This window comes from Novosphingobium terrae (assembly GCF_017163935.1).
GTDB lineage: Bacteria > Pseudomonadota > Alphaproteobacteria > Sphingomonadales > Sphingomonadaceae > Novosphingobium > Novosphingobium terrae.
Genome location: NZ_JABVZR010000002.1, coordinates 2,081,387 through 2,108,228 on the forward strand (window position 1 = coordinate 2,081,387; position 26,842 = coordinate 2,108,228).

Below are 26,842 nucleotides of genomic sequence, written 5' to 3' on the forward strand. Positions count from 1 at the left end.
TGGCGCATCTTGCGCCGCCCCGCTTTTGCTGCCTATTTCCCTCGGCATCGCCCCCGCAAGGCGGGCGATCCTTTGCTAGAGAGCTTTAACCGTGCTCAGAACCTATCACCGCATTCTTGCCCTGCTCAGCGTGCTGCTGATGCTTTATCTGGGCGTCACCGGCACGGGCATGCAACTGCTCGATCTCTATGCCATCGCCCGCCACGCGCCGATCACCGATCCGACGATCGTCTCGATCAATGAGGGGCGCTATGGCAATGGCGATATTCAGGTGATGAGCGATGCCGATCTGACCGGCCATGATCTGCCCGCCGGCCTCGATTACGACAAGGCCGTCGGCGTGGTGCTGGCCGCGATGCATCGCGATGTGCCCGATGCGCAGCCGCGCTTTGTCGAACTGCGACTGGTGGACGGCAGGGTGGTGGGGCAGGCGCGCCTTGGCCCCACGCCGATGGGCAGGCCGGGCTCGCCCGAAGCGCAGGATCATCTGCGCGCCTGGGATGCGATCACCGGAGAACCCGCCCGGATCACCCCCGTGCCGCCGCTGGGCCTGCCGGACTCGCTGCGGCAGGATCTCAAGGAGCTTCACCGCTTCTGGGGGCGCCGGGATGTGCCGGGCGTCTATGCGGAGTTTGCCTCGGGTCTGATCCTCTGGGTGTTTATCGTGACGGGGCTGATCCTCTACTGGCGGCTCTACAAGGCACGGGTGCGGATCAAGCGGCCGCAACTGTTCTGGTCGGCGGGGGGCATGTGGCGCACATGGCATCGCGCCATTTCGCTGGTCAGCGCGCTGTTTATCATTCTGGTGGCGGCAACGGGCACCTGGCTGGGTTTTGAGAGCAGCTATCACGTCTTCGCCATGCATCATGGCCCGCAGCCCGACACCGCCAGCCCGCTGAGCGACACCCAGATCCGCAGCATGACCAGCGCCACGCTGACCGCCTTCCGCGAGAAGGAGCCCGAAACGCCGATCCGCGTGCTGCGCGTGCGGCTCTATGCCACCATGCCTCAGGGCGGGGTGGTTGCGGGCAGCGGCCCGGCCTTCGATGGTGAGCCGCATGCGGTGCTGTTCAACACGCGGACGGGGAAAGTCGCCACGTTGGGCGAGCCGGAATATCCGGTCAGCGGCTTTCCGCTGGGCACGCAGGTGCATGAGGACATCAAGCATCTCCATTCGGGCATGCTGCTGGGCCTGAGCGGCAGGGCGATGAATCTGCTGGCGGGGCTGGCGCTGATCTGGCTCAGCGTGTCGGGTATGGTGATGTATTGGCAGATGTACGCCAAGCGGCGGCAGAGCGGGCGCAACGCGCTGTTCTGGAAATAGGGCGCGGTTTCCCGGCGGACCATGGAAGGGTGGGGAGCAATCTCCGCCCTTTTCGCTGCGCTGATAAGTTTCACCCACGCATAAAAAGGCCCGCGCGGGATATGTCCGCGCGGGCCAGTCTTTCTTCCGGGCGGAGGAAGATCAGTTGCCGGTCAGAAAGCGCCCCGGCTGCGAGACCCACTTGTCGATGTAATCATAGGTGGTCTTCATGGTGTCGCCGAACTGGCCGGGCGTCTTTTCGCAGGCCGTGCAGGGGGTGTAGACATGGGTTGCGCCCTCGATAAAGGCGATCGACTTGTCCTTGCTGGCGGCGTGATTGTAGATCGTCTCGGCGGCAAGGCCTTCCCAATTGCCGGTCATGCCCAGGGTCAGCAAAGGCTTGCTGAAGACCTCGACATTGCCCGGAGGCGCCGCATAGGTCGAATGCCAGTCCACGCCGCGGATGGTGCTGTCCTCGCCATAACCGAAATCGGGCGTGGTGCGGATGGCAAAGCTGCCCAGATAGTTCTTCACCGTGGTCTTGAGCGAGGCACGGTAGCTGTCCGAGGTCATCGGCCCCATTGGCCCGGCAGAGGCCAGCCGCACCGAATGGATGATCTGCGTCGTCACCGAGCCGTCCTTATGCACCAGCGGCCAGGGCTTCACCGAATGGTTGAGCAGGCGCGGATCGGTGGAGAACAGCTTGTTGGCGGCCACGAAAGCGCCGGGGATCTGCAGCAGCTCATCGCCGGTGTAATCGCCCTTGCCCGCCTCGATCAGCGCCAGCCTTTCCTGCGCATGGGCCAGCAGCCGGGCGTTGCGCGCCGCCACACCGGCCTGAAAACGCTTGATGAAATCGGCGCTGTAGGTGGCCGCGCCATCCTTGAAGCCATTGGCCGGATTGTAGCTGTCAAGCGAGGGGTCCAGATGGCGGCCCGAGCTTTCGTCGGTCACCGCCGGATCGATGCTCAGCAGCACCATTGCGGCCTGCCCCCAATTGCTGTCGGCCAGCACCACGCCATCGGCGGGCTTGTAACCGGCCATGCTGTCCGGGCATCTGTGGATCAGCTCGGCGCGCTGGCACCAGGCCACCCCGCCCTCGGCGATGGCCTGATAGCCGGTGATGATCGTCGCCCCGCCCGAATGGCCGAACAGCAGCACTTTGGACACGCCCTGCAGATGCTGCAGATAGCTGACGCCCTTGGCCGCCTGGCTGATCGCATCGTCAAGCACGCCATCGTCGAAGGCGCCGGATTTGCTGGTCGTGTTGTTGGCGCAAAGCACGCGATAGCCGCGCTTCGACAGTTCATAACAGGCCGAGAAGGTCAGATAATCGCCGCTGGCATGCATCAGATAGAAGGCGATCTGCGCCTTGGGCCCCGGTTGGGTGGGCTCATAGAGCACGCCGGGCGCACCATTGGCCAGCGGCACATAGCTGCGCGTCACCCCGGCGGGCAGGGGCGGCGGTGCCCGGTCCGGCCCCTGCGCCTGAGCGGGGGCTGACAGCACCGAGGCCAGCAGCGGCGCGAGCGAGAGTGCGGCCAGTCTGGCCGCGAGTTTGGCATGCATCGAAAGGTCCACTTCTGTGTGAAAGTCGCGCATCTGGCGCGGGGATTGGCATTTGTGCGGATCACGGATGGGCGCCGGCCAGCGCGGTGGCGGCGCAGGCGTCATCCTCCTCCGCCGTGGCGCCGCTGAGCGCGAGAGCGCCGATGATGACCCCGCCGCGCAGGATGGGTACGCCGCCGGGAAAGACGGCCATATTGGGCGTGACCCTGGCGCGCAGCGCGGCATCGTCGCGCAGCCGTTGCCGGGCAAGGCGCGTGGGCATACCCAGCCGCAGTGCGCCCAGCGCTTTCTGGGTGGCGGTAAAGGCCCGCCCCGGGCCCGATCCCGGCATGGTGAGCGCGACGCGAATGTTGCCCGCACTGTCGATCACCGAGGCACCCATGCGATAGCCCTTGGTCGCGCAGATCTGCATCGCGGCGCGGGCGAGCGACAGGCTCTCCTCCAGCGATGGCCCCGGCACATCGGGCCCGACAGGCGGCGGCCCGCCGGGTGCCATCGGCTGGAGCATCACGGAAAGCGGGGGTGGCGGATGATCGCCCGGCAGGCGCGTGGGATCGTGCTGCTGTGCCCCGACAGGAGCCGCCAGCAGCGCGACACCGGCAATCCACCCGGCGCGGGCCATGCTATCGGCCCCCATCCAGCTTGCGGAAGTCCTCGACCAGAGCCGGCGCCGCGCAACCTTGCTTCAGCGGTGAACCGAACACCCCATGGCCCGGCCTGGCATAGGCGGAATCGGGCAGGATATAGCCCACCGCCCCGGCGATCTGGCTGACAACCATCACCTGCCGCTTCGCCAGCCCGGCGCGGATGTCGCCGCCGATGGCGGTGCCCACATCACCGCCCACGCCCGCCAGCACCACATCGTTGATCCGCACATAGGCGGTGGGAATGGTCACATCGGGCATGGGTGTGGTGGTGATCTGGCCGCTGGCCTGATCCAGCCGCATGCGCTGCCCGGGGCAGGAGATGCTGCCCTGCGCCACCGCGATGCTGGCCTGCGGGCTGGTCTGGATCGGCGCTGCGGCGGCCGAAACCGAAAAGGCCAGCCGCCGCGCCAGCAGATCGAGCAAGGCCCAGCCGCCCGCGCCTTCATCCGTGGCAGGCAGCGGTCCCATCGCCGGTTGCAGCGATTTGAACAGCGGCACCTGATCGGCCTCTGCCGCCGCCGACCACAGCACGATGGGCGCCACGCCGCTGTTTTCCAGCAGGCTGGCGGTGGCGCCGGGCAGGTCGCCGGTCACCTCATAACCGCCATCCTTGGTGACCGAGCGGAACATCACCTCACCATGGCTGGGGTAGTTCACCATCATGGCGAGGGGCTTGCCGGAGGCGCTGTCGATGCGCAGCACGCTCAGCACCTTGTCATTGGGGCCTTCGGGATCGAACCAGATATGGTTGCCCGCATATTCGCCATTGTTGATGTTGGCGTAGCCCTTGCCTTGCCCGAAGCCCAGCTTTGCCGGTTGCAGCGCGGCCAATGCGGCCCGGGCTGCGGCGATGGCGCCTTCACGCGTTCTGGCGATGGCGCGGGCATGGGCGGGTATCGGCGGATCGCTGTGATAGAAAACCAGCGGATTGCTGTGCGTATGGGTGGAGAAAATCAGCACATCGCTTTCGGGCAGGTTCAGGGCCTGTGCCACGGCCTTGGTGAAGGCCTGACCGCCGGGCACGGTCGTCACCTCAAGGCTGATCAGCACGATCTTGCGCGCGCCATCGTCCAGCGCCAGCGCCCGGGCCGAGAGCCGGTCATGCACGCCGACAAAATCCTTTTCGCGGTCCACCTTGATGGGGAAGTCCGCGGCGTCATTGGTGATGTCGGCCTTGCCCGCCCCGGCGCGCAGCGCGCCCGCCGATGCGGGGAGCGCGGCCAGACACAGGCCGAGCCCCAACAGCAGCGTCACCGGCTTGATCCCGCGACGGCCCGTCCGCCTTGCCCATGTGACCATTCTCACTCTCCCGCCCTTGTTGCTTTTCTCTTGGCCGATCGGTCCTAGACCGTTGAGCCAAACTCAATCTGAACCCCGCGCCAGACCTTTATGGCGTGCATTGTTTTTCGCACCCGTATGATCTGGGGCAGGAAGCATGACGTCTTTCTTCGTCATGGCGCGATTATAGGGGCAAAGGAATAGGTGCGGATAAGGTGGAAACACGCCTTCCGTCATAAGTTTCGCGCACGGATACAAGATATGCATGTCGGACAGCGATCGCGACATGCCAAAAGATGCTTGCTTTAAGGCATCACGGCCATGCCAGCATTGATGGCTGGCGAAAGATCACGGATTTCACTCTTCCTGATGCTCGGCGCGATCTTGTTCAGATTGAGTTTGGCTGGCTGGGGTAGCATCTCGTCAGGGGAGATGTCAGGCCTTGCCTCAAGGGACGGATTGGATGGTCCGGCGGGCGATCCTGTGCGATAAAAGATCATCGGCCTGGCCGGCGACACAAGGGGTAAGAGAGTCGATGCGGGTCTTGCTGGTGGAGGATGATGTGGCGCTGGCGCATGAGCTGGCCGCCTTGTTGCGCTCGGAAAATTTCGCCGTCGACATTGCCGACAATGGCGAGGATGGGCTGCATCTGGGCGATACCGAAAATTATGATGCGGCGGTGCTCGATCTGGGCCTGCCGCTGATCGACGGCATCTCCGTGCTCAATGGCTGGCGCGCGGCGCATCGCGACTTTCCCGTGCTGATCCTGACCGCGCGTGACACATGGTCGGACAAGGTCGCGGGTTTCAAGGCCGGGGCCGACGACTACCTCGCCAAGCCCTTTATGCCGCCCGAGGTGGTGATGCGCCTGCGCGCTCTGGTGCGCCGTTCCAGCGGCTTTGCCACCAACCGCATCACCTGCGGCCCCCTGGGTCATGACACGCAGACCGGCGCTTTCGACCTCAATGGCGAGCCGCTGCGCCTCACCGCGTTCGAATGGCGCATCCTCTCCGCGCTGATCCTGCGCAAGGAGGTGACGGTGGATCGCGGCGCGCTGATCGAGCATGTCTATGAACACAATGCCGACACCGATTCCAATTCGATCGAGGTGATCGTGGGCCGCCTGCGCCGCAAGATCGGGGCCGAGATGATCGTCACCGTGCGCGGCCATGGCTATCGTCTGACGGCAGGTGGGCGTTGAGCCGCATGCGCCCGGCCTTGCTGTCGCTGCATGCGCGGGTGGCGATGGCGGCGGTGCTGTCAGGCGTGGTGGTGCTGGTGGCGGCGGTCTGGGTGTTCCAGTTCTGGCTGTCGCATGTGGTGAGCGAAAATCTCAACGCGCGGATGGACACGCAGGTCGCCCTGCTGCGCCATGCCATTGCGGCGGACGGGCAGCTGGATGTGGTGCGCGTCACGCATATTCTGGCCGATCTGGAGGAGCAGGATCGCCATTGGGGGTGGCAGGTCACCACGCCTGCGGGCACATGGCGCGGTGGGCAGGCCTTCGACCGGCTGGTGATGTTTCCCGGCCTCAACCAGTTCAAGCGGGGAATTTACAGCGCCCATGCTTTTGCGCCCGACGGCGCGCCTCAGCATGTGCGGCTGTGGCGGGCGGGGCGGGGGGAGGTGCTGGTCTCGGCCCCCGATACCGAGCTGAGCGGGCCGGAAACCGCTGCCGTGCATATGATCGTCGGCTCGCTGGCGGGGCTGTGCCTGCTGATGGCGCTGGTGGCGATCTGGCAGCTGCATTTCGGCCTGCGCCCGGTGCGCCAGATCAGCCGCGCCATCGCCGAGGTCCGTGCCGGGCGGGCAGCAACGCTGCCTCTGGCTCTCCCGCGCGAGCTGACCCCGCTGGCCGAGGAGATCAACTCGCTGGTCGAGCAGAACCGCAAGGGCCTGCTTCAGGCGCGCCATCATGTCGCCAATCTGGCCCATGGGCTCAAGACGCCGCTGGCCACGCTGGCGCTGCGGCTGGAGCGGGAGAAGGCCAGCGAAGGGGCGCGCCAGCTGGTGGCGCAGATCGACCGGCGGATCGTCCATCACCTGCGCCGGGCGCGCAGCGCGGCGATTGCCACGGGTGGCCGGGCCAGCGCCGATCTGGCGGAAAGTGCGCAGGATCTGGTGTTTGCCATGCGCCATCTCAACAGCGCCCGCCGGTTGGAGATCGGCTGCAGCGTTCCCGAAGGATCGATGCTGGCGATGGACCGCGAGGATCTGGACGAAATTCTCGGCAATCTGCTCGACAATGCCTGCCGCCATGCGCGGGGCCGGGTGATGCTGGCGGCGCAACCGGAAGGGCAGCAGGTGATCGTCACCGTGGAGGATGACGGGCCGGGCATCGCGCAGGATCAGGTGCCGCTGGCGCTGAGCGCGGGCAGGCGGCTGGATGAAAGCGGCGAAGGCTATGGCTTTGGGCTCGCCATCGTGCAGGAGCTGGTCGGGCTGTATGGCGGCACGCTGGCGCTGGGGCGGGCGACCGTGCTGGGCGGGCTGAGGGTGGAGATGAGCCTGCCCGGCGTGGCGCCGGAGGTCTAGTCCTTCAGCGCCGTGTTTTGCCAGACCGCCAGCCGCCAATGGCCGCTTTCGCGACGCCAGATGGCGGTGTAGCGGGCGGCGCGGGGTTCGCCCATGTCGTAGATCACCACGCCATGGGTGTAGGCGATGCCGCCTGCCGCATGCACCACGCGCTGGCGGAAGGTGATGCCCTTGATGCCGCCGGGTGTCAGCGCTCCGGCGAGATAGGCGGCTCTGTCCTGTTCCTGACCCGAGGCATGGGCATAGGCCAGATCGCGCGCCAGCAGGGGTTCCAGCGCGGCGCGATCATGCGCGACAACGGCCTTTGCATAGGCATCCTCTGCGTGGCGGACGGCCTGGATGGGGTTCGGTTTGGCCAGTGCTGGCGTGGCGATCAGTGCCAGCACGGAGACGATGCAGCGCAGGGCGGTGTTGGCCATGGGTGCTCTCCGCAATGCGCGATCAGCGGTCATGGATTTGTGCCAGCCCGGCCAGCAGGCAGGCTTCATCCTGCTGCGCGGTGGCGCCGCTCGCGGCGACGGCGCCCACGATGCGGCCATCGCGCTGCCATGGGATGCCGCCGGGATAGACGGCCATATCGGGCGTCAGTCTGGCGCGCAGGGCGGGATCGGCGCGCAATTGCTCCTGAACGCGGGTGGTGGGTTCGCCAAAGGCCAAAGCCGCATGGGCCTTCTGCACCGCGACATAGGCCACGCCGGGCTTGGCATCGGGATCGACCAGCGCGGCGATCAGGCTGCCCTCGCTGTTCAGCACGGCCACGCCGATATGCAGATGCTGCGCAGCACAGGCCTGCAGCGCGGCCTGCGCCACCGCTTGGGCAGCCGATAGGGCGGGGGCGGCGGGGCCGCTGTAGGGTGCCTCGACCGCCGCCGGGCCGGAGCGGGGCGGGCGCAGCATGGCGTCGAGCGGTGGCGGATTTTTCTGCCCCGGCAGCGCGGCGACCGGATCGGAAGATTGTGCCATGGCTGCAGGGCTCAAGGCGCAGAAACCCAGCAAAAGAGCGCTTGTCCGGCGCATGAACCTCTCCCCCATCGTTGATCTGTGCCCAGCCTTGCCAGCGCGGCCCCAACCGAAACTGAATGGCAGGGCCCTCAGTTCGCCCCGCTCTCGCAGCGATAGCTGGAGGCTGCTGCCGGATCGCCTGCGCCCTTGTAACGCGTCAGCGCGGGCCATGCGCAGACCGGGCGCTGGCGCACCACCTGGCCTTGCTGCACCTTGCTGGTGAGGACCATCGAGGGGGCCTTGCCGCTGGTGGACCAGGCGTCGATCACGTCGATCTTGCTGAAGGTGTCGCAACCTTCGCCGCCCGCGCAATGGTTCATGCCGGGGACGGTGAAGAGGCGCAGACGGTCGGTACGGGCACCGGCCTGAGCCTGCAGTTTGCGATAGAAACCGGCCAGTTCGGCGGGATTGTGAAAGTCGTTCCAGCCGACATAGAGCATCAGCCGCCCGCCACGCGCGAAGAAGGGTTTGAGGTCTGCGGGGCGGACCTCGAAACGGTCACCCAAGGCCTTGCGTGCCCGAGCGGGATCGCGAGCCCAATCGATGGTGTCGGGGTTCCAGCCTTCTTGCTGGAAGGCGGCGATGCCCCACAGATCAGCGGCATTGCGAAAGGGCTGGCCCGAGACAAAGGGTGCCAATTCGGTTTCCGAACCATAGGCCGGACCGGGGAAGATGACCTTGCCGGTGTTCGGGTCTTTCGGGCCTTCATAGATCTTGCGCAGCAGCGCGATCTGGCCTTTGGTCAGGCAATCGGGGCCTTCCGCGCCCGCGCAGGTGATGGGCGCGGGATCGAAGCGGCAGCTTTCCGGCGCATCGACAAAGCCCTGTGCCTTGCCGACCGGCGTGGCGCATTGTGCGATCACCGCTTTGGTGATCAGGCTCAGCTTGGTGCGCGGGATGGCGCTTTGCGGCTCATGAGCGGTCAGCCAGCCCGGCCACATCTGGGCGCCGTTGAAGTCGATCAGCGGATTGGGCGGGGCCCCGGCGACGATGCCATCATAGTCCGCGGCAAAGCGCTTCGCCTCGATCAGCGCCTGCAGGCCTCCCAGTGAGCAGCCGATAAAATAGGCGTGAGCGGCGCCGCGCCCATAGAAGCGCGTTATCAGTGTCTTGGCGCGCAATGTCATCAGATGGTTGGCACGCCAGGCGTAATCCTCCAGCTTCTGGGGATGCCCCAGCAGGAACTGCCCGCCGTCACCCTGATGGCCGGTGTCATTGCCCGCCACCGCATAGCCTTTGGTCAGGCCGGAAACCATATTGGCAAAAGGCAGATCGCCACCCCAGCCGAAATTGCCCACGCCGATAAACTTGCCGTTCCAGCCCTTCAGCGGCAGCCAGACCTCGGTACGGATCGCGGATTCGGGTGAGGGCTGCAGCGTGAACGCCACGCGGCAGAAGGCCGGATTGGACGGCAGGGCGGCCTGTCCGCCGATGTTCATGCCAGTGGGCTGCGCGCGGCCGGGCGGCGTAAAGGCCCCCGCGGCCACCGCGCTGACATGGATATCCCCCGCCTGAGGCAGCATCAGCCGTGCTCTGGCGGCCAGCGCATCGCAATCGGCGGTGGCGGCATGCGCCGTGCCGCCAAGGCTGAGCGCGCCCAGCAGCGCGGCGGCAGCAAGCAGCCGCGTGGTATGGCGGCGCGGCGGGCGTTGGATGGTCATCGGCACAGGCTCCCGGATCACGATGTTGTATCAGGCGGCGAAGGCGCCGATACCGCAACGGTAATCGAGGGCGGCGGAGCGAAACATTCGAAAGCTTTGCGCCGTGATCACTATCACTGATGGCCGTTTAACTTCGGTTCAACCGGGGAAGCTCTCTGCGTTCAGGCCGGTGCCAGTTTCAGATCGGCGAAATTGCCATAGATGCCTTCTGCCGTGTCGGGCAGGGGGCTCAGGCGGGTGCGGGTCAGGACCGGTGTGGAATAGCTGATCAGGGGGATGCGTGGCAGATCGGTCTGCACCAGCCTTTGGAAATCGGCGTAAAGCGCGCGGCGTTTGGCCTGATCTGGCTCGGACTGGGCCGCTTCGAGAAGGCGGTCCGCCTCGGGGCTGGCGTAATGCGAGGCGTTGGAGAAGGCCACGCCCTTCTTGAAGCTCTTCGACCAATAGAAGCGCTGCATGCCGATGGCCGGATCGGGGCCCATCTGTCCGCCGACCAGCAGCACCTCGAAATCGCGATCCGTATAGGCACGCTTCACAAAGGCCGCGAAATCCTGTGAACGCAACTGCACCCTGATACCAATCGGCTCCAGCGCGGCGCGCATATATTGTGCCATTTTGGTTGGCAGGTCGGTGGTGGGCAGCGGATCGAGGATGAAGGACAGCCTTGTGCCATCGGGCCCGCGATGCAGCCCGGCTTCATCCAGCAGGGCCTCGGCCTTGTGGCGGTCGAAAGGATAGAGGGGCACATCCTTGCTGTAGAACTGCGTGATGTTCGAAGGGATCGGCCCGGTGGCAATCTCGCCGCGCCCGAAGAGGATGTTGCGTTTGACGAAATCATTGTCGATGGCGTGAGCAATGGCCTGACGCAGCCGCACATCGCGCAATTTGGGCAGGTCGAGGTTGAATTCCAGCCCAAGGCTGGAGGTTTGCAACGCATGGTCGAGTTTGTCCTGCGCCACGCCGGGGAATGTGCTGACCCGCGTGACATCGCCCCAGGCCACGCCGGTGCACAGCTGCACCTCGCCGGTTTCCAGCGCCGGGGGCTGCGAGGAGGCATCGGTGATCAGCCGGAACACCAGAGCGTCAAGATGCGGCTTGCCCGCGTCCCAATAGTCGGGATTGCGCGCCAGCGTGACGGCCTGCCCGCGATCCCATGAGACGAATTTGAACGGCCCGGTGCCCACCGGCGCATTGTTTGCCGGATTGGTGAGCACATCCTTGCCCTCATAGAGATGGCGCGGCACCACTTGGGATTCATTGGAGGCCAGCGCATGCAGGATCGCGGGTGAGGGCCGCGACAGGCGCAGCACCGCCGTCTGCGGATCGGGCGTATCGACGTTCACCACATTGGCGAAGGTGGCGCGGCCCCGGCTGTGGTACTTTTTCCAGACCTCCAGCAGGGAATAGGCGACATCCGCCGAAGTGAAGGGCTGTCCGTCATGCCATTTTACCCCCTGCCGCAGATGCAGCGTGATGCTCAGATGATCTGCTGCCGTCTCCCACGCGGTGGCCAGACGCGGGATGGGGCTGAGATCATGGGCATAGCCCAGCAGCCCGTCGAAGATCTTGGAAGACACAAACTGCACCGCCCCTGCCGAGGTGATCGCCGTGGTCAGCGATGTCGGTTCGGTTTCCAGCCCGATGATCAGCGTGTTCGCGGCAACCTTGTTACCGCCGCAGCCTTCCAGCAATGAGAGCAGGCCCAGGCCGGCGGCACCCACCAGCACGCCGCGACGGTTCAGGATGACGTGGGGCGTGGAAATCGGGTCAGCAGGCACAGCCATATCCTTTTCACGGTTCGGCGGGGCGTGTCAGGATCGGCCCCGTCGACTGTGGCTTCTGCGTAGACCATAAAACTCTACAGGTGAAATAGAGAATAAGTTGGGCATGGCCTATCGGGGCTTTCCGGCAAGGCCGCCTGTGCTCCATGTGGATTGCGCAAGAACTGCCGAGCGCCCAGAGTGCCGATCCCTCACTGTGGCCGGGCCACCAGCAAGGACCCTTTCGATGCCCGCCCCGCTTGAGCCCAAGGCCCGATACCACCAGCGCATGCAGCGCGTGCTGGATCATATCGACCGCCATCTCGACGGCGATCTCGGGCTGGAGGCGCTGAGCCGGGTCGCCGCCTTTTCGCCGCATCATTTCCACCGGCAGTTCAGCGCTATCTTCGACATGCCGCTGTATCGCTATGTGCAGATGATGCGGATGAAGCGGGCCTCATGGCAATTGGCCTATCGCCCGGAGACGGTCACGCAGGTCGCCTTCGATGCAGGTTACGAGGCGCCCGACAGTTTCGCGCGGGCCTTTCGCCAGCGCATCGGGCAGGCGCCCTCGGCGTTTCGCGAGGGTCCCGACTGGGCGGCATGGGCCGAGGCACTCGCGCCTCTGGCCCAAGCAAGGAGCAAAGTGATGACCCCCAGCTTTTCAACGCAAGACGTAACCCTGCGCGATACGCCCGATGTGCCTGTCGCCATCATGAGCCATCGCGGCGATCCCGCGCGACTGGGCGAGACGATCCGCCGCTTTATCGCCTGGCGCAAGGCCAGCGGTTTGCGCCCGGCCAACCATGCCACTTACACCATCTTCCACACCGATCCGGAGGTCAGCGGGCCGGAGGATTACCATCTCGATCTGGCCACCGAAATCCGTCGCCCCCTCACCGCGCAGGATGAGGGGGTGACCTTGGGGGCGATCCCGGGCGGGCGCTGTGCCGTGCTGCGCGTGGTGGGCAACAGCGACGATCTGCGCCCGGCGGCGGAATTTCTCTATGGCAGCTGGCTGCCCGCAAGCGGCGAGGAGTTGCGCGATTGCCCGCTCTATGCGCAGCGCCTGTGTTTCTTCCCCGATGTTCCCGAGCATGAGGCCATCACCGATCTCTTTCTGCCCCTGAAGTAAGGTTTTGCGGGTGGCCCGCGATCAGCGGGTCACCACCGCCAGCTCATTGCCGCGGCCTTCGTCCAGCGCCACGGCCTGCGACAGATAGCCGTTGGCGGGGTTGCGGATATGGGCGAGATAGCCCGGTTCGAAGGCATTTTCGGCCAGCACGAAGGCGCCGCTGCGCAGATGGGGCTCCACCAGCTTGAGCACATCGAGATAGAGCGAAAAGGCGCCATCGAGCAGCAGCAGATCGACCGTACCGCCCACATCGCGCAGCGTTTCCAGCGCGTCGCCCTGACGGATCTCGACCAGATCGGCGAGACCGGCGGCCTCCAGATTGGCGCGGGCGCGCGCCACCTTGCTCGCTTCCAGATCGCTGCCGATCAGCGTGCCGCCGCCATTGTCGCGCAGACCGGCGGCCAGATAGATGGTGGAGAGGCCCATGGAGGTGCCGAACTCCACGATCCGCCGCGCGCCAGAGGCCCGCACACACATATAGAGAAAGCGCCCATAGGCGGGGGAGACCGCCAGAAAATGCTCGGCATGGGTGCGATAGGTGCCGTGATAATCGGCGCGTTCCTCGGCCAGATGGGTGGCGACGACATCCTCCAGCGATGAGCCGGGGGCGCCGATTTCGGCCATGATCTTGTCCATATAGGGCTGATCGGCCTGATCCGCCTCGCGGTGGAGGCGTTCGAGCGTTTCGGCAATGCGCCCTGAGGTCAGCGAGTCCATGCGTCTTTCCTTTCGGCAGGCCGGGTCATCCGGCGTCTGATCCCGAGATTAGGAAGCGGCGGACTTGACGTCATTCCCAAGCATGGACAGTTTGTTATCCAATCCAGCCAAAGTGGCGCCCGGATCGTGAAAGCGCAAAACCCATGCCCATCCTGACCGGCACGGCCCCGCATGAGGCCTTTATCGACCCTGATGAGGTGGACCGCCCTATCGTGGCCTATGGCGCGATCATGCCCGAGATCGGCGCGGTGGAGCTGGAGGCGCATAGCCATCGCAAGGGGCAGTTCATTCTGGTGCAGCGCGGGGCCCTGACCTGCGAGGTGGATGGCGGGCTCTGGATGGTGCCGCCGCGCAGCGCCTTGTGGATTCCGGGCGGGGCGGTGCATGCCATCAAGGGTTCGGGGATCGAGGGCTATGCGGCCTTTATCGCCTCTGACCGGGCGGGGCATTTGCCACGGAGCTGTTGTGCACTATCGGCCACGCCCCTGATGCGCGAATTGCTCAGCCGGGCCTGCGATTTTCCCTTGTACTATGATGAGGACGGGCCGGAGGCGCGGATCGTGGCGGTGCTGCTCGATGAGGTGGCGGGGGCTCAGGTGGAAAATCTGCATCTGCCGATGCCCGGTGATGGGCGTCTGCGCGGTCTGATCGAGCAGATGATCGCCGCGCCTGCGCAGCGGGCCACGATGGAGGTCTGGGCCCGCAAGGGGGGTTTGAGTGAAAGAACTCTGGCCCGGCTGATCTTGCGGGAAACGGGCATGAGTTTCGGTCGCTGGCGCCAGCAATTGAGCGTGATGCTGGCGATCAAGGCGATGGCCGATGGCGCCACCATCCAGCAGGTGGCCGCCGATCTGGGGTATGAGAGCATGCCCAGCTTCGTCACCATGTTCAGGAAGGTGCTGGGCTCGCCCCCGGGGCGCTATATGGCGGAGCGCTATGCTGCGGGTTCGCCGGGCCTTTAAGGATCAGCCCGTGGCCTCCATCGCTCAAACCATGCGTTTTCCTTGAGCAATCTCGCCATAGACATAGGCGCTTGGCTTGGGCTTGCGCTCGAAGGTCTCGCGGTCGACAGCGGTCAGCCCGTAGCGGGGTTCAAAGCCGAACAGCCACTCGAAATTGTCCATCAGTGACCAATGGATATAGCCCATGACCGGCACACCGCTGGCGATCGCGCGACGGACACCGGCAATCGCTTGCGGGATATAGGCGGCGCGGCGGCTGTCATCGGTGGTGGCGATGCCGTTCTCGGAAATCAGCACTGGCTTGCCGGTCGCCGCATGGGCATAGCGGACGGCCCCTTCCAGTGAGGCGGGATAGAATTCCTCGCCCATTTGCGTCAGTTCCGCACCGGCCGGAGGCTTGATCGGGCCATGGTCATCAAAGAGATAGCGCCCGTAATTCTGGACGCCGATAAAATCCCCGACCTCGGCGATCAGACGCATCCAGGGGCCGTACACCGCCTCACGCTTCCTGTCGCGCGCGGTGGTTGAGCCGGCCGCCTGATCATCCCCGACCGTCAGCGAGACGCCGACCTGCAACGAGGGATTGGCCGCCTTGATGGCCTGATAGCCGGCCCGGTGCCCCGCCAGCAGATTGCCGCGCATCGCATCGATGTTCCCGGCATTCGAGGACGAGAACAGCGCAGTGCCGCACGATCTGGCCGCATTCGCCAGCATGGAGGCCTGCACCTGCTTCATTTCCGGCGGAAATGGCAGGGGCAGCCAGTTGAGGGCATCGAGAATATTGGGCTCGTTCAAGGTGGTGGCCAGACCGATCTCTGCCGAGAGATGGCGCGCGGCCTTGTCGCAATAGCGGGCGAAATGATCGACCGAGCCTGCGGATTCCCAACCTCCGGCCGCTGCGAACCAGATGGGGACGCTGTAGTGGTTGAAGGTCACGACAGGGGTGATGCCACGATCGCGGCACCCTGTGATCATCCGCTTGTAATGGTCAAGCATCACCGCCGAAAACTCGCCTTGCGCCGGTTCGATACGCGACCATTCCAGCGAGAAGCGATAGGTGTTCAGGCCAAGATGGCGAACAAGGTCCAGATCCTGAGGCCAGCGGTTGAAACTGTCGCAGGCATCGCCTGAGGATTCCTTGTAGATCGATGGTTTGGTGTGTTCGAGGAGCCAGATGTCGGAATTGGTGTTCTGCCCCTCGACCTGATGGCCGGCGGTGGCGGCACCCCAGAGAAATCCCGCCGGAAAATGCGGATTGGTGGCGCGGGGGGCCTTGGATGCGCCGGGCGTTGCCGCTTGTGCAGGCGCCGTCAGGGCAGAGCCGCACAGGGCTGCCGTCAGGGCCGAGCCGATGGCGTTGCGCCGCGTGATATGGGTCATCCGGTTTCTCTCCCAACGCACCATCTGGCCGTTTGCAGTTTGCATAAGTCCGACATGATCAGCGCGCCAATCGATAGGGCGGTTGGGTTGAAATCCATGGCATGGATGCCTTCCGATATTGTGATTTGCGTGAGGGTCGCAGGGCATTCCCAGAAGAAGGGCCGGGAATATGTTGGACAAGAAGCGTCCGTCCTCCACGCCCGGATCGGGGGAAGGGGCTCTTTCAAAGGCCAACCGCTCATGCCCTCGCTGATGGCAGATGAGCATGCAACCTTTTGCCCATGATCCGATTTCTTCGATGTGAGGCGGAATGGCTGTCTCACCGTGGCGAATTGAACGGGGGAGCAGCCGATCCCATGCCCAGAGGGATTTGTGGTGGCAATCTATGGCCATAACCCCGCCCGCTTTCAGCCAGCATGATCTGCTCCTTCACATGCCGGGCGGGATGACCGGCGCGCAGCTCCTCTCCTTTGCCCTGATCGGCGGCGCGGTGGCGGTCTTTGCGTGGGGGCGCTTCCGTTATGATGTGGTGGCGCTGGTGGCGCTGGTCATCGGTCTGGCCACGGGCGATGTATCGATAAAACAGGCTTTTACCGGCTTTACCAGCGATGTGGTGGTGATCATCGCCTGCGCGCTGGTGGTCAGCGCGGCCATTGCGCGTTCCGGTGTGATCGAATGGGCGGTCGGCGGCTCGATGGCCCGGTTGCGCGGCGCGGCGGTGCAGGTGCCGGTGCTGGCGGGCACGACGGCGCTGCTCTCGATGCTGACCAAGAATGTCGGCGCTCTGGCGATCATGATGCCGATTGCGCTGCGCATCGGGCGCAATGAGGGGTCTTCGGTCTCCTCGCTGCTGATGCCCATGTCCTTCATGTCGCTGCTGGGCGGGCTGGTGACGCTGGTGGGCACCTCCACCAACATCATCGTCAGCCAGATCCGCGAGGAGACGCTGGGCCACCCCTATCAGATGTTCGATTTCGCCCCTGTCGGGCTGATCCTCACGGCGCTGGGGTTTCTGTTTGTCAGCCTCGGCTGGCGCCTGTTGCCGCGCGACCGGCAGGCACGGGCGGGGTTGGATGAGGCTGCCGCTGAGGCGCCCTATGTCACCGAAGCCCGCGTGCCCGAGACGCTGCCGGATGACATCGCCACCATCGCCGATCTCAAGCTGGGCGAGGCGGGCGTGTCCTTGCGCGCCATTGTCGAGGCGGATGGCAAGTCGCGGACGCCGCTGCCCGATGCCTCATTGCGCCCCGGCGCCAGCCTGGTGCTGGAGGGCAGCGACAAGGCGCTCGATCGCCTTTTTGCCCGCACGCCGCTGGAGCAGACGCGCGATGCCCGCGAGCTGGAAAAGGACGAGGCCAGGGAGGAATTGCGCACCATCGAGGCGGTGATCCAGCCCGGCTCGCTGTTGATCGGGCGCAGTGCCGAGCGCACGCGGCTGCAGGACATGCATGGCGTGCAGCTGATGGGCATCGGCCGCAGCGATGAGCGGATCACGCAACGCCTGCGCGATGTGCGGCTGCGTGCCGGCGATGTGCTGGTGCTGCGCGCGGGCGAGAAAACCCTGCCCGAGGCTTTGGGCGATCTGGGCCTGCTGCCGCTGGTCGAGCGTATGGTGAAGCTGGGCGACCGCCGCCGCATGTTTCTGCCCATCGCCATTCTGGCCGTGGCCATGGTGCTGGTGGCGCTGAAGCTGGTGCCGATTGCCGGGGCCTTTTTCGGCGCGGCGGTGCTGATGGTGGTGGTGGGCGGCCTCTCCATGCGCGAGGCCTATGGCGCGCTGGAGCCCGAGGTGCTGGTGCTGATCGGTGCGCTCACCCCGCTGAGCGAGGCGGTGCAGCACAGCGGCGGCAGCGCGCTGATCGCCGATATGCTGGCCGGATGGCTGCAAGGCGTGGCGCCTCTGCTGGCGCTGGGTGCGATCATGCTGGCGGCGATGGCCTGCTCGCCCTTTTTGCACAATGCGCCCACGGTGCTGGTGCTGGCCCCCATCGCGGTGGGCGTGGCGCGGGCGCTGCATCTCCATCCCGACCCTTTCCTGATGGCGGTGGCGACAGGCGCGGGCTGCGATTTCCTCACACCCATCGGCCATCAGTGCAACACGCTGGTGATGGGGCCGGGCGGCTATCGTTTCGGCGATTACTGGCGGCTGGGGCTGCCGCTGTCCCTGCTGGTCATTCTGATCGGATCGCTGGCGATCAGCCTGATCTGGCCTCTGGCGTGACGGCGTGTCACCACATTGGAAGGATGCGGCGCTGTTCACATCGCTTGAACCCTTATGCTGCGGCCAGGAGAGACAGAGGCACAGGGGCCGCGTGCGCTCTGGTATACTGGTATTGTTGACCAGCAGATCGGCGGTATGGCCGAGATCACCATCTATCCCCTTGATCGCAGAGAGTTGGCGCAATCGCGAAGCGCAGGAAATGATCGGCATAGATTGCCCATCTGGAAAGCGGGCTGGCGATCGATAGAAAGGGCTCGCAAGCCCCGTCACACCTTGGTTACCTCAGCGCCTGATGCTCAAAGCGCGATCCGCAGCAGCAGTTCGATCATAGCGACCTGCCCTGTCGTGCCAGTCTTCTCATACAGGCGGCGCATATGGGTTCGTGCTGTCGGCATGGCGATCGCCAGCGTCGAGGCCGCGGATTCGACAGAATGCCCCTTCAGCAGCAGCGTTGCCAATTCGGCTTCACGCTCCGTCAGGGCAAAGGCCTGACGGAGCAAGGCGCTGTGTGGCGACCGTGCCGCGCCGGGATCGATCACGGTGATCAGCCCCGCCGCCTCGGCGGGCGCCAGCATGCGGCTGCTGCGCGGCAAAGGATAGGCGATCAGCACCAGAGGCCGCCGCCCCGAAGGCCGCGTCAGCCGCATCGCGCCCGATTGCGGCGCCTCCCGCGTGACGGCGGTGGCGATGATCCGGTCCAGTTCGGCCTGCTCGCCATGGTGGGCCGCATGCAGGCGATGCCGCCGGATGCTCAGCCCATCGATCATGCCCTCGGCTTCGTGAGTCAGGCGAATGACGCGCGCGCGGTCGTCAATCAGGAAGGCGATCTGTCCTTCGCGCCCGGTGATCAGCCCATCCCAGAAAGCGGCCTGCAGCAGGTCGCCTTGCGTGAAACCCAGCGACATGGCGCGTTTCAGCTCCGGCCAGATGGTCTGCATGGCCTGATGATCGGCCTGCTCCACCGGGCCCAGCCCGCCATGGCGATGGATCGAGATGCCGGCCTGCAGGCATCCATTGTCCAGCTTGGTCACCGCCGTCTGGTGGTGGACATTGCGCACCACCGTCCGCTGCCATTGCAGATAATCCCGGACAGGTTTCGGTTCAACATCGACCCCGGGCAGGCCCACGAAGACCTGCGTGCCGGGCAGCGAGGCGGCAAGTCTGAGTTGCGGGTCATGGCGATATTGTTCCTCCATATAGTCTTCGAAGCCGCGCGCGGGCCCCCAGCCGGAAATCGCGCGCTCGACCCGATGCTCCTCATTGTTCACAAGCCAGAAGACGCCGCCGGAGCCGCCCAGCGCCTTCATCAGATCAAGCGACCACGGTTCCCATAAGTGATCCTGAAGAGCCGCCTCATAGGCTCCCTGGATCAGTCGGGTGAGGTCCGGCCTGCTCATGCTCGCGGCGAGGCAGGCCAGCCATCGCGGCAACAGCAGAGACGGAATGCCGTTTGCTGGATCATGAAAATCCCTACCCCCTGTATCTCCTTGTGAAGAAAGATGGGCGGCAAATGCACAAGGTCAATGTTGTAAGCAATGTTAAATCGATGATCTGATCACGATAATTTGATTATTGAAAATCAATTAATGAATAAAATCTGCGACCTTGATTGCATCGATGCTGACATTCTTGTCAGTTATTGTGATTATGATTCGTTCTTTGTGATATGAATAATGCGGTCATATGACGGCATCAATTCAAACCTGCTGATTTCCGAAAATCCTGAAATATAATTCCAGGATTAGGCATTATAAATGCGAATTCGCATTTTTGTAATAAAGTTTTCCATATCTAGGGCCTAAAAATTCTTTAACTATGATCAATATTGATGATTATTGCTGCATACGAATGTCTCTAGAGAGCCCGCCCATAACCGGGTGGGAGGGACAAACCGTCCTGCACCTGCTGCGCGTTTCATCAGGAGTGCAGTCATGAACGGAACTTTTGGCTTTATCGCCCGGGCATCGATCCTCGCGCTGGCGCTGAGCGCCGCCCCTTCCGCCTTTGCGGCTGAGGTAGACTCCAGCGATCAGGCACCGCGGATGGAAATCAATCTGGCGGGGATCGATCTGACCACCAATGACGGCCTGACTGTGGCCCGCAAGCGTGTGAGCATGGCTGCGCGCTCGGTCTGCACGGGTGTGGTGGATGTCGATGGCGTGCCGATCCAGCATGGCGCCTGCGTCTATAAGGCGCGTGCGCAAGGCGTTCAGCAGCTGGAAGCCTTTCACCAGCAGGCTCTGGCGGCGGCGAAGAGCCGGGCGCAATATGCCTATAATGCGCCGGTGGCGTCGGGCATGAAGCCGAACTGAAGCCTTTCAGGCCGCCAGCTTCGGGTCGGCGGCCCGTCAAGGAGTGCCCTGTTCTCGCTGCACGGATGGACCCGGCCAGAACAGGGACAAGAACAGACAGGCGAAGATTGCGCCGCCGATTGCCCCCGGTGGTTTTCGTCTGCATACAACGGCGCCCGACACCTCCGGGCGCCGTTGTTCCCTTTCCGGTAACGGGATAGGTTTTGCCGTAGCAAGGTCTCAGCGCGTCATGGCTGCTTTCACCGCCTGGCCGATCACCGCGCGATCGACTGTCTCGGCGGGCAGATCGGATGGCTCATAGGGCTTGAGCATCAGCTTGGTGCGCAGCATCGCATAGCCATAGACCGTGGACCAGAACGCCATCACCCGCACCGACAGCTCCACCGGGGGCAGGGCAGGGCAGGCTTGTTCCATCACCGTGAGCAAGGCGCGATAGCCGCGACTTTGTTGCACCAGCAGCGCCGGATCGATCTCCGGCGTGGTCAGCTCGCTTTCATACATCAGTTCGAGCAGGCGCGGCTGGGTGGCGGCGAAGGTCAGGAACGCCTCGCCCAGCGCCAGCATCCTGTCGGCGGCGGGCAACGGCTCTTCGGCAATGCCCAGAGCAGAGCCATTGAGTTGGGCAAAGCCTTCTTCCGCCACGGCCAGCAACAGCGCGCGGCGGTCAGCGAAGTGGTAATAGGGCGCCGCCGTGCTGACCCCCACCTGCTGCGCCAGAGACCGCAGCGACAGCGACAGATGGCCCTGCGCCGCCACATGCGCGCGGGCGGCGGCCAGCAGATCGCGGCGCAGATCTTCCTTGTGATAGGTCGGGGCCTTGGCCATCGGCGACAGGTTCCTTTCTTGCCGAAGTCCTAGCAGCACAATGGGGCCAGACAAGGGGGCGGGCGCGTCTCTTGTCAAAAATCTTAGCGGTGCTAAAAATCAATCTAAGCACTGCTCGAATCGGTGCGGATGGGAGAAGGATCATGAGCGACAGCAAAGGGCGCATCGCCATCATCGGCGCCGGGCCGGGGGGCATGGCCGCCGCACTGGCCGCGCTGCGGTTGGGCTTCGACGTAGCGCTGTTCGAACGTGCGAAGGAGATCCGCGCTGCCGGAAACATCCTCAATCTGTGGCCGCCGCCGCAGAAGGTGCTCAGGCTGATCGGTGTCGATACCGATGATCTGGGCGCGCCCTGCCACACCTATTTCGAAAATGCGGAAGGCCGCCGTCGCGCCGATGTGCAACTGCCGCCCGAGGTCGAGGCCGAATATGGCGGCGGCTTTATCGGCCTGCTGCGCTGGGGCCTGTATCGGCGGATGCTCGATGCCATTCCGCCCGGCGTGCTGCATCTGGGCCGCGAGCTGACCGGCATCGAAGATCAGGGCAGCGGCGTCAGCCTGAGCTTTGCCGATGGCACCACGCACCGGGCCGATGTGGTGGTTGGCGCTGATGGCATCAACTCCTTCGTGCGCAGGCATCTGTGGGGTGACAGGCCGATCCGCCATCAGAAGCTGCATCTGGTGGGCGGTTATCTGTTCCTCAGCGAGGAGCCCAAAGGCCTTGGCATCATCGCCCATAACCGCACCACGCAGGTCAGCTACACGCCGATCCGGCATGAGGGGAAATGGGGCTATGAATGGTGGGTGCTGGAGGCCTGCGATCCTGCTGCCCCCGCGCCGGAAGATCTGATCGGCTTCTGCAAGGCGCGGGTGAAGGGCTTCTCCCGCAAGGTCCGCGAGCTGATCGAGGCCACGCCGGTCGAGCATATGCAGCGCTGGGAAATCCGCGATCGCCCGCCGCTCCGGCAATGGTCGAAGGGGCGGATCACGCTGGTGGGCGATGCCGCGCATCCCACCTCGCCCTATGCCGCTTACGGCGCGGGCATGTCGATCGAGGATGGCTATTTTCTGGCACGCGAGCTGGCGGCGGTTGAGATGGCCGATACGGCCGCCGTGCGCGGCGCGCTGCTGCGCTTCGAGCAGCGCCGCATCCCCCATACGGTGCAGGTGACGCAAGGGGCCTATGTCACGGGCAAGATCTTCCACCATTGCCCGGCGCCCTTGCGGCCGCTGCGCGACTGGATCTTCGACCACACGCGCTTCCTGCAAAAGATGGTGGGCGATGACATGCCCAAGCACATCCTCTCGCAATTGGCCGAGATCGAGGAGGGCGAACCCTACATCCCCACCCACAAGCGGGAGGCAGCGCAATGAGCAGCTTCAAATATGGCGTCTCGCTCTACAGCTACACCGATGACATCGGCACGGTGATGGATCTGGACGAGGCGCTGGAACACGTCGCCGATACCGGCGCCACCGGCATCGAGATCCTGAGCGAAAGCCACATCCCGGCCTATCCCATGCCGTCCACCGCATGGATTGACCGCTGGTTCGCCCGTATCGAGACGCTCAGGCTGGTCCCCACCAACATGGCGACATGGGTGGACACGCGCCTGACCTTGACGCGCGACATGAGCGAGCAGGAGGGCGCGGCGCAACTGGCGCAGGACCTCAAGCTGGCGCATCGTCTGGGCTTCCGCTTCATCCGGCCCAAATTCGGCGTGGTGGATGGGGAGCTGACCCCGCATCCCATCTGGCGCGGCGCGGTCGAGCGGGTGCTGGATCTGGCGCATGATCTCAACCTGATCATCATGCCCGAAATCCATGCGCCCACGCCCATCCGCCATCCGGTGACCGAGGCCTATGTCGATTTCATCCAGAAGACCGGCACGCGCAATTTCGGCCTGCTGATCGACACCGGCATCTTTCAGGACCGCCCCTTGCCATATTGGCCGGGTGAAACGCCCGAGATCCGCAAGGCCGCGCTCAGCTTCCTCGACGGTATCGCCGTGCCGGTCGAGCATCTCGCCGAGGTGATCGATTACGTGCCCTTCATTCAGGCCAAGTTCCACCACATCGACGAGCATCTGCATGATCATCACATCCCCTGGGAGCGCATTGTCCCCATGCTGAAACGGCTGAACTACACCGGCTATCTCTCCAGCGAATATGAGGGCGCGCGCGATCCATGGGTGGCCATCGAGCAGGTGCGGCGCCAGCATTGCCTGCTGCGCCGGCTGGAAAGCGCTTATGATGCGGCGCAGGAGCCCCTCCATGCCTGAGCGCAGCATCATCCAGAGCAGCGGCTTTGCCAACATCGGGCCGGTTGCGGCACGCAGCGGATTTGCAGTCCGTTTACGCCAGCCCAATTACCGGGCCTTGCGCCTTTCGCTGATCGAGGGGATCGATATCACCGTCGATGGCGAGCATTTCGCGGCGGAGGCCAGCACCATCCTGCTGAATGGCCGCGATTACACCCATGCCCAGATGGCCGAGACCACCGCCATCCGCTGGGCTGTGGGCGAATGCCTGAGCGTGATCGTGCCCCGCAGCGGCGGCCTCAAGCCGGGCGTGCATGAGGTGGGCTGCGTGCTGCGCCTGCGCCACCCCTATTTCCCGCCGCAGTTCCAGCCCGCTTTTGTGCGCGAAAGCCGCCACATCACGATCATCCGCTGAGGCCGCCAGTGAGGCCGCCACCGGGGCGGTCTCCAACCGACATCACTTTTCCGGAATGCTCTTCAGCTGCTGATCGACGGTGGGCATGTTGACGAAGGGCTTGCCCGCCTGATGCGCGGCCTGCTTGGCCAGGCTGTCGGGCAGGATATCGTCGATGCGGTCCACGCGGTTGGGCTCCACCAGCCATTCGGCGGGGAAGGGCGCCGCGCCGGTGCCGGTCTTGCTGCGCCGCACCGCGCCGATCGCCTGACGCTCGGTGAAGGGGATGGCGTGCTTGCCCTCGCGGTTGGCGAGTTGGGTGTAGAGCGCCTTGCGCAGCGCGATCTTGTCGGCCAGATGCGCGGGGTCCTCGGCCAGATTATGCATCTCGGTGGGATCGGCGGCGAGGTCATAGAGTTCGTCGCGATCGTAGATGCCGTGGTACTGGATGTATTTCATCGTGCCGCGCGTGATGGCGAAAGTCGTCGGCGTTTCGGGGAAGCTCCATTCCCAGTAATATTCATAGACGAAATCGCTGGGCTTCCAGTCAGCGGGCTTGATGCTGCCGTTGATCAGTCCCCAGGCGTCCTGCCCTTCGAACTGTTTGGGCACCTCTTTCACGCCCGCGATGTCGAGGAAGGTCGGCGCGAAATCCAGACCGCGCACGCGGCCCGTGTTGACCACACCGGCAGGCACGGTGCCCGGCTCCCACATCACCAGCGGCACCCGCTGCGAGGCTTCATAGGCGGCGCGCTTGTCGATCAACCCATGGTCGCCGATCATGAAACCATTGTCGCTGGTGAAGACGACCAGCGTGTCCTTCTCCAGATGATTGGCCTTCAGATAGGCCATGATGCGTCCCAGACTGTCATCCACGCCGGAGAGCGTGCCGTAATAATACTTCAGATATTCCGTCATCTTCATGTCGGAATTGTAGAAGAAGTCGATGCCGTGCCAGCTGTTGCGCTGATCATAGACCCAGCGCGGCTTGCCCGCATAGTTCTCGGGCGTATTGGCCCAGCTGGCGGGCAGGGTGAATTGCGTCTTGTCATACTGATGAACGTAACGCACCGGCGGCAGCGGATCGGAATGCACCGCCTTGTGGCTGAGATAGAGGAAGAAGGGTTTCTTGGGATCGCGCTCTTTGGTCAGCCAGTTCATGGCATAATCGGTCAGCTCGTCGGTGATATAGCCTTTCTGCGCGACCTCCTTGCCGTCCACATTGAGCATGTTGACCTTGCCCGCAGCGATGGCGGCGGGGGGCAGATCGGTGGTGGGATAGTAATGGCCCTGACCCTTGAAGCTGACCCATTTGTCGAAGCCAGGGCGCGGGGCATCGGTGTCATTGCCCATATGCCACTTGCCGAAGAAACCGGTCTGATAGCCCACCTGTTGCAGATAGGCGGGGAAGAAGGTCAGCCCGGCTTCGGAAGAATTGTTGTTGTCCACCACGCCATGGTTGCGCGCGGTCATGCCGGTCAGAATGCTGGCGCGCGCCGGGCTGCACAGCGAGGATGTGGTGACGCCATTGGGGAAATAGGTGCCCTGCGCGGCCATGGCATCGATGTTGGGGGTGTGGACCAGCCCCTTGGGTTGCAGAAAGCCCATGGCGTCAAAGCGCAGATCATCCACCAGCACGAAGATGATGTTGCGCGGATGCTGCGCAACAGGAGCGGTGGTTGGCGCCGCCGTTTGGGCCGGAGCGGTGGAGGGGATCAGCGCCATGGCGGCGAAGGTGGCAGCAGCGGTGCTCAGGGTCTTGCGCAGAAGCGACATGGGCGGGTCCGTTCGATGGTTTGCGCCGCGCGCAGGCGTGATGGCGGCGTTCAGAATCCTCTGACCATCAAAAATACCATCGTTGGTATTTTGTCAAATACTATCGCTGGAACTCAGGCGATGCCCTCGGTCGATTCTCGCAGGATGATGCGCGGACCGATGGCGTCACCCGGCGTGTCCTCGCGGTCGATGGCCATCAGCACGGCGGCGCGGGCGATCTGTTCGAAAGGCTGCTCCACCGTGGTGAGCGGCGGCAGCGAGCAGCGGCTTTCGTTCGAATTGTCGAAACCGGTGACGGCCAGATCCTGAGGCACGCGAAGGCCTTGGCGCAGCGCGGCGGTCATGGCGCCCAGCGCCGTGGCATCATTGACGGCCACAATGGCGGTGGGGCGCTGGGGCAGTGTGATCAGCTGCGCAAAGGCATCCTGCCCGCTTTCGAAGGTCATGGTGCTGCGGATCAGATAGTGCGCGGGTGCCTCCAGCCCCGCTGCCGCCATGGCGTCGCGATAGCCCAGATGGCGCTGCTCGGAAGCGAAATGGGGCGAGGGCGGGGCGATCATCGCGATCCGCTCATGCCCCTGCGCGATCAGATGCGTGACCAGCTGCGCCGAAACCGCCCGGTCATGCACATCCAACACCATGCCATAGCCCTGCGCCTGCGCGGCAACCCGCACCGCAGGCAGACCCAGCCTCTCCAGCGAGCGCAGCATTTGGGGATGGTCCGACCATGGTGGCAGCACGATCACCGCATCGGCGTTGCAGGACAGGGTGATCGCCCAATCCTCATCCCCTTCAAGCGCTTGCCGGTCGAAGACCTCCACCACCAGATGCCAGCCCACCGCGCGGCAGGCCTGCGCCATGGCCAGCAGCATGCGCGAATAATACCAGGCCGCCACATCGGGCACCAGAATGACGAGGATATAGGTCTTGCCGCTCACCAGTTGCCGTGCGGCCAGCGCCGGGCGGTAGTTGAGGTCGCGGATTGCGGCTTCCACCTTGGCGCGCACATTCGGGCGCACCGTTTCCACGCCGTTGAGCACGCGCGAGACGGTCTTGATCGAAATGCCCGACTTTTCGGCGACATCCTTGATGGTGGCCATGACCG

At 64.5% G+C, this 26,842-nt stretch carries 23 protein-coding genes; 10 read left to right on the forward strand and 13 right to left on the reverse strand.

Annotation, left to right across the window (positions count from 1 at the left end; genetic code table 11):
• Nucleotides 1-91: 91 nt before the first annotated feature.
• Nucleotides 92-1,324 carry a PepSY-associated TM helix domain-containing protein gene (locus HGK27_RS27065; protein ID WP_206243909.1) on the forward strand — a complete coding sequence of 411 codons (1,233 nt, stop codon included), beginning with the start codon at nt 92-94 and terminating at the stop codon, nt 1,322-1,324.
• A gap of 141 nt (nt 1,325-1,465) precedes the next feature.
• Here the strand turns inward: HGK27_RS27065 and HGK27_RS27070 are convergent, their stop codons facing one another.
• The 3 genes from HGK27_RS27070 to HGK27_RS27080 form a co-directional block, all read right to left on the reverse strand.
• Nucleotides 1,466-2,872, reverse strand: coding sequence for a hypothetical protein (locus tag HGK27_RS27070; protein WP_241127531.1), 1,407 nt, complete (start codon nt 2,870-2,872; stop codon nt 1,466-1,468).
• Nucleotides 2,873-2,933: 61 nt separating this feature from the next.
• Nucleotides 2,934-3,494, reverse strand: a complete 561-nt coding sequence (locus tag HGK27_RS27075) for a GlcG/HbpS family heme-binding protein (protein WP_206243910.1) — start codon at nt 3,492-3,494, stop codon at nt 2,934-2,936.
• Nucleotide 3,495: 1 nt separating this feature from the next.
• Nucleotides 3,496-4,818: a neutral/alkaline non-lysosomal ceramidase N-terminal domain-containing protein gene (locus HGK27_RS27080; RefSeq protein WP_206243911.1), complete on the reverse strand. Its 1,323-nt coding sequence runs from the start codon at nt 4,816-4,818 to the stop codon at nt 3,496-3,498.
• Between the two features lie 514 nt (nt 4,819-5,332).
• On the opposite strand from HGK27_RS27080, the gene HGK27_RS27085 reads away from it, so the two are divergent.
• Together HGK27_RS27085 and HGK27_RS27090 are read left to right on the forward strand one after the other, a co-directional pair.
• Nucleotides 5,333-5,998 carry a response regulator gene (locus tag HGK27_RS27085; protein ID WP_206243912.1) on the forward strand — a complete coding sequence of 222 codons (666 nt, stop codon included), beginning with the start codon at nt 5,333-5,335 and terminating at the stop codon, nt 5,996-5,998.
• A 5-nt stretch (nt 5,999-6,003) separates the two neighbouring features.
• Nucleotides 6,004-7,332 carry a sensor histidine kinase gene (locus HGK27_RS27090; RefSeq protein WP_241127873.1) on the forward strand — a complete coding sequence of 443 codons (1,329 nt, stop codon included), beginning with the start codon at nt 6,004-6,006 and terminating at the stop codon, nt 7,330-7,332.
• Here HGK27_RS27090 and HGK27_RS27095 read toward each other — a convergent pair.
• The 4 genes from HGK27_RS27095 to HGK27_RS27110 all read right to left on the reverse strand — a co-directional run bounded on the left by HGK27_RS27095 (nt 7,329) and on the right by HGK27_RS27110 (nt 11,773).
• Nucleotides 7,329-7,751 (reverse strand): nuclear transport factor 2 family protein, encoded by a 423-nt coding sequence (locus HGK27_RS27095; RefSeq protein WP_206243914.1) that lies wholly within the window; start codon nt 7,749-7,751, stop codon nt 7,329-7,331. The two genes, HGK27_RS27090 and HGK27_RS27095, sit on opposite strands and share 4 nt — an antisense overlap.
• A 22-nt stretch (nt 7,752-7,773) precedes the next feature.
• Complete coding sequence (locus tag HGK27_RS27100) at nt 7,774-8,295, reverse strand: GlcG/HbpS family heme-binding protein (RefSeq protein ID WP_206243915.1); 522 nt, start codon at nt 8,293-8,295, stop codon at nt 7,774-7,776.
• Between the two features lie 128 nt (nt 8,296-8,423).
• The gene (locus HGK27_RS27105) at nt 8,424-9,995 is read right to left on the reverse strand and encodes a tannase/feruloyl esterase family alpha/beta hydrolase (RefSeq protein ID WP_206243916.1); all 1,572 of its coding nucleotides are present in this window, start codon (nt 9,993-9,995) and stop codon (nt 8,424-8,426) included.
• Between the two features lie 161 nt (nt 9,996-10,156).
• Nucleotides 10,157-11,773 (reverse strand): ABC transporter substrate-binding protein, encoded by a 1,617-nt coding sequence (locus HGK27_RS27110; protein ID WP_206243917.1) that lies wholly within the window; start codon nt 11,771-11,773, stop codon nt 10,157-10,159.
• Nucleotides 11,774-12,002: 229 nt separating this feature from the next.
• On the opposite strand from HGK27_RS27110, the gene HGK27_RS27115 reads away from it, so the two are divergent.
• Nucleotides 12,003-12,890, forward strand: coding sequence for an AraC family transcriptional regulator (locus HGK27_RS27115; RefSeq protein ID WP_206243918.1), 888 nt, complete (start codon nt 12,003-12,005; stop codon nt 12,888-12,890).
• A 21-nt stretch (nt 12,891-12,911) separates the two neighbouring features.
• On the opposite strand, the gene HGK27_RS27120 is transcribed toward HGK27_RS27115, so the two are convergent.
• Nucleotides 12,912-13,607 carry an O-methyltransferase gene (locus HGK27_RS27120; protein ID WP_206243919.1) on the reverse strand — a complete coding sequence of 232 codons (696 nt, stop codon included), beginning with the start codon at nt 13,605-13,607 and terminating at the stop codon, nt 12,912-12,914.
• A gap of 143 nt (nt 13,608-13,750) precedes the next feature.
• Here HGK27_RS27120 and HGK27_RS27125 point away from each other — a divergent pair, with 143 nt between their 5' ends.
• Complete coding sequence (locus tag HGK27_RS27125; protein WP_206243920.1) at nt 13,751-14,569, forward strand: AraC family transcriptional regulator; 819 nt, start codon at nt 13,751-13,753, stop codon at nt 14,567-14,569.
• A gap of 24 nt (nt 14,570-14,593) precedes the next feature.
• Here HGK27_RS27125 and HGK27_RS27130 read toward each other — a convergent pair whose 3' ends face one another.
• Complete coding sequence (locus HGK27_RS27130) at nt 14,594-15,949, reverse strand: glycoside hydrolase family 1 protein (RefSeq protein WP_206243921.1); 1,356 nt, start codon at nt 15,947-15,949, stop codon at nt 14,594-14,596.
• 385 nt (nt 15,950-16,334) lie between these two features.
• Between HGK27_RS27130 and HGK27_RS27135 the strand changes: the two genes are divergently transcribed.
• Entirely contained in the window at nt 16,335-18,170 is a 1,836-nt protein-coding gene (locus HGK27_RS27135) for an SLC13 family permease (protein ID WP_241127534.1), read from the forward strand.
• 296 nt (nt 18,171-18,466) lie between these two features.
• On the opposite strand, the gene HGK27_RS27140 is transcribed toward HGK27_RS27135, so the two are convergent.
• Entirely contained in the window at nt 18,467-19,567 is a 1,101-nt protein-coding gene (locus HGK27_RS27140) for a helix-turn-helix transcriptional regulator (protein WP_206243922.1), read from the reverse strand.
• Between the two features lie 534 nt (nt 19,568-20,101).
• On the opposite strand from HGK27_RS27140, the gene HGK27_RS27145 reads away from it, so the two are divergent.
• Complete coding sequence (locus HGK27_RS27145; RefSeq protein WP_206243923.1) at nt 20,102-20,482, forward strand: UrcA family protein; 381 nt, start codon at nt 20,102-20,104, stop codon at nt 20,480-20,482.
• Nucleotides 20,483-20,701: 219 nt separating this feature from the next.
• Here HGK27_RS27145 and HGK27_RS27150 read toward each other — a convergent pair whose 3' ends face one another.
• Nucleotides 20,702-21,307, reverse strand: coding sequence for a TetR/AcrR family transcriptional regulator (locus tag HGK27_RS27150; protein WP_206243924.1), 606 nt, complete (start codon nt 21,305-21,307; stop codon nt 20,702-20,704).
• A gap of 143 nt (nt 21,308-21,450) precedes the next feature.
• On the opposite strand from HGK27_RS27150, the gene HGK27_RS27155 reads away from it, so the two are divergent.
• Genes HGK27_RS27155 through HGK27_RS27165 form a run of 3 tightly spaced genes read left to right on the forward strand, consistent with a single transcriptional unit; the run spans nt 21,451 to nt 23,982 of the window.
• Nucleotides 21,451-22,680 (forward strand): FAD-dependent oxidoreductase, encoded by a 1,230-nt coding sequence (locus tag HGK27_RS27155; protein WP_206243925.1) that lies wholly within the window; start codon nt 21,451-21,453, stop codon nt 22,678-22,680.
• The gene (locus tag HGK27_RS27160; RefSeq protein ID WP_206243926.1) at nt 22,677-23,588 is read left to right on the forward strand and encodes a sugar phosphate isomerase/epimerase family protein; all 912 of its coding nucleotides are present in this window, start codon (nt 22,677-22,679) and stop codon (nt 23,586-23,588) included. Before HGK27_RS27155 ends, HGK27_RS27160 begins: the two co-directional genes overlap by 4 nt.
• Nucleotides 23,581-23,982 (forward strand): C-glycoside deglycosidase beta subunit domain-containing protein, encoded by a 402-nt coding sequence (locus HGK27_RS27165; RefSeq protein WP_206243927.1) that lies wholly within the window; start codon nt 23,581-23,583, stop codon nt 23,980-23,982. The genes HGK27_RS27160 and HGK27_RS27165 overlap by 8 nt, the downstream gene beginning before the upstream one ends.
• Before the next feature lie 42 nt (nt 23,983-24,024).
• Here HGK27_RS27165 and HGK27_RS27170 read toward each other — a convergent pair whose 3' ends face one another.
• On the reverse strand, nt 24,025-25,737 hold the full coding sequence (locus HGK27_RS27170) for a sulfatase family protein (RefSeq protein ID WP_206243928.1): 1,713 nt from the start codon (nt 25,735-25,737) through the stop codon (nt 24,025-24,027).
• A 113-nt stretch (nt 25,738-25,850) separates the two neighbouring features.
• Entirely contained in the window at nt 25,851-26,837 is a 987-nt protein-coding gene (locus HGK27_RS27175; protein ID WP_206243929.1) for a LacI family DNA-binding transcriptional regulator, read from the reverse strand.
• Between the last annotated feature and the right edge of the window lie 5 nt (nt 26,838-26,842).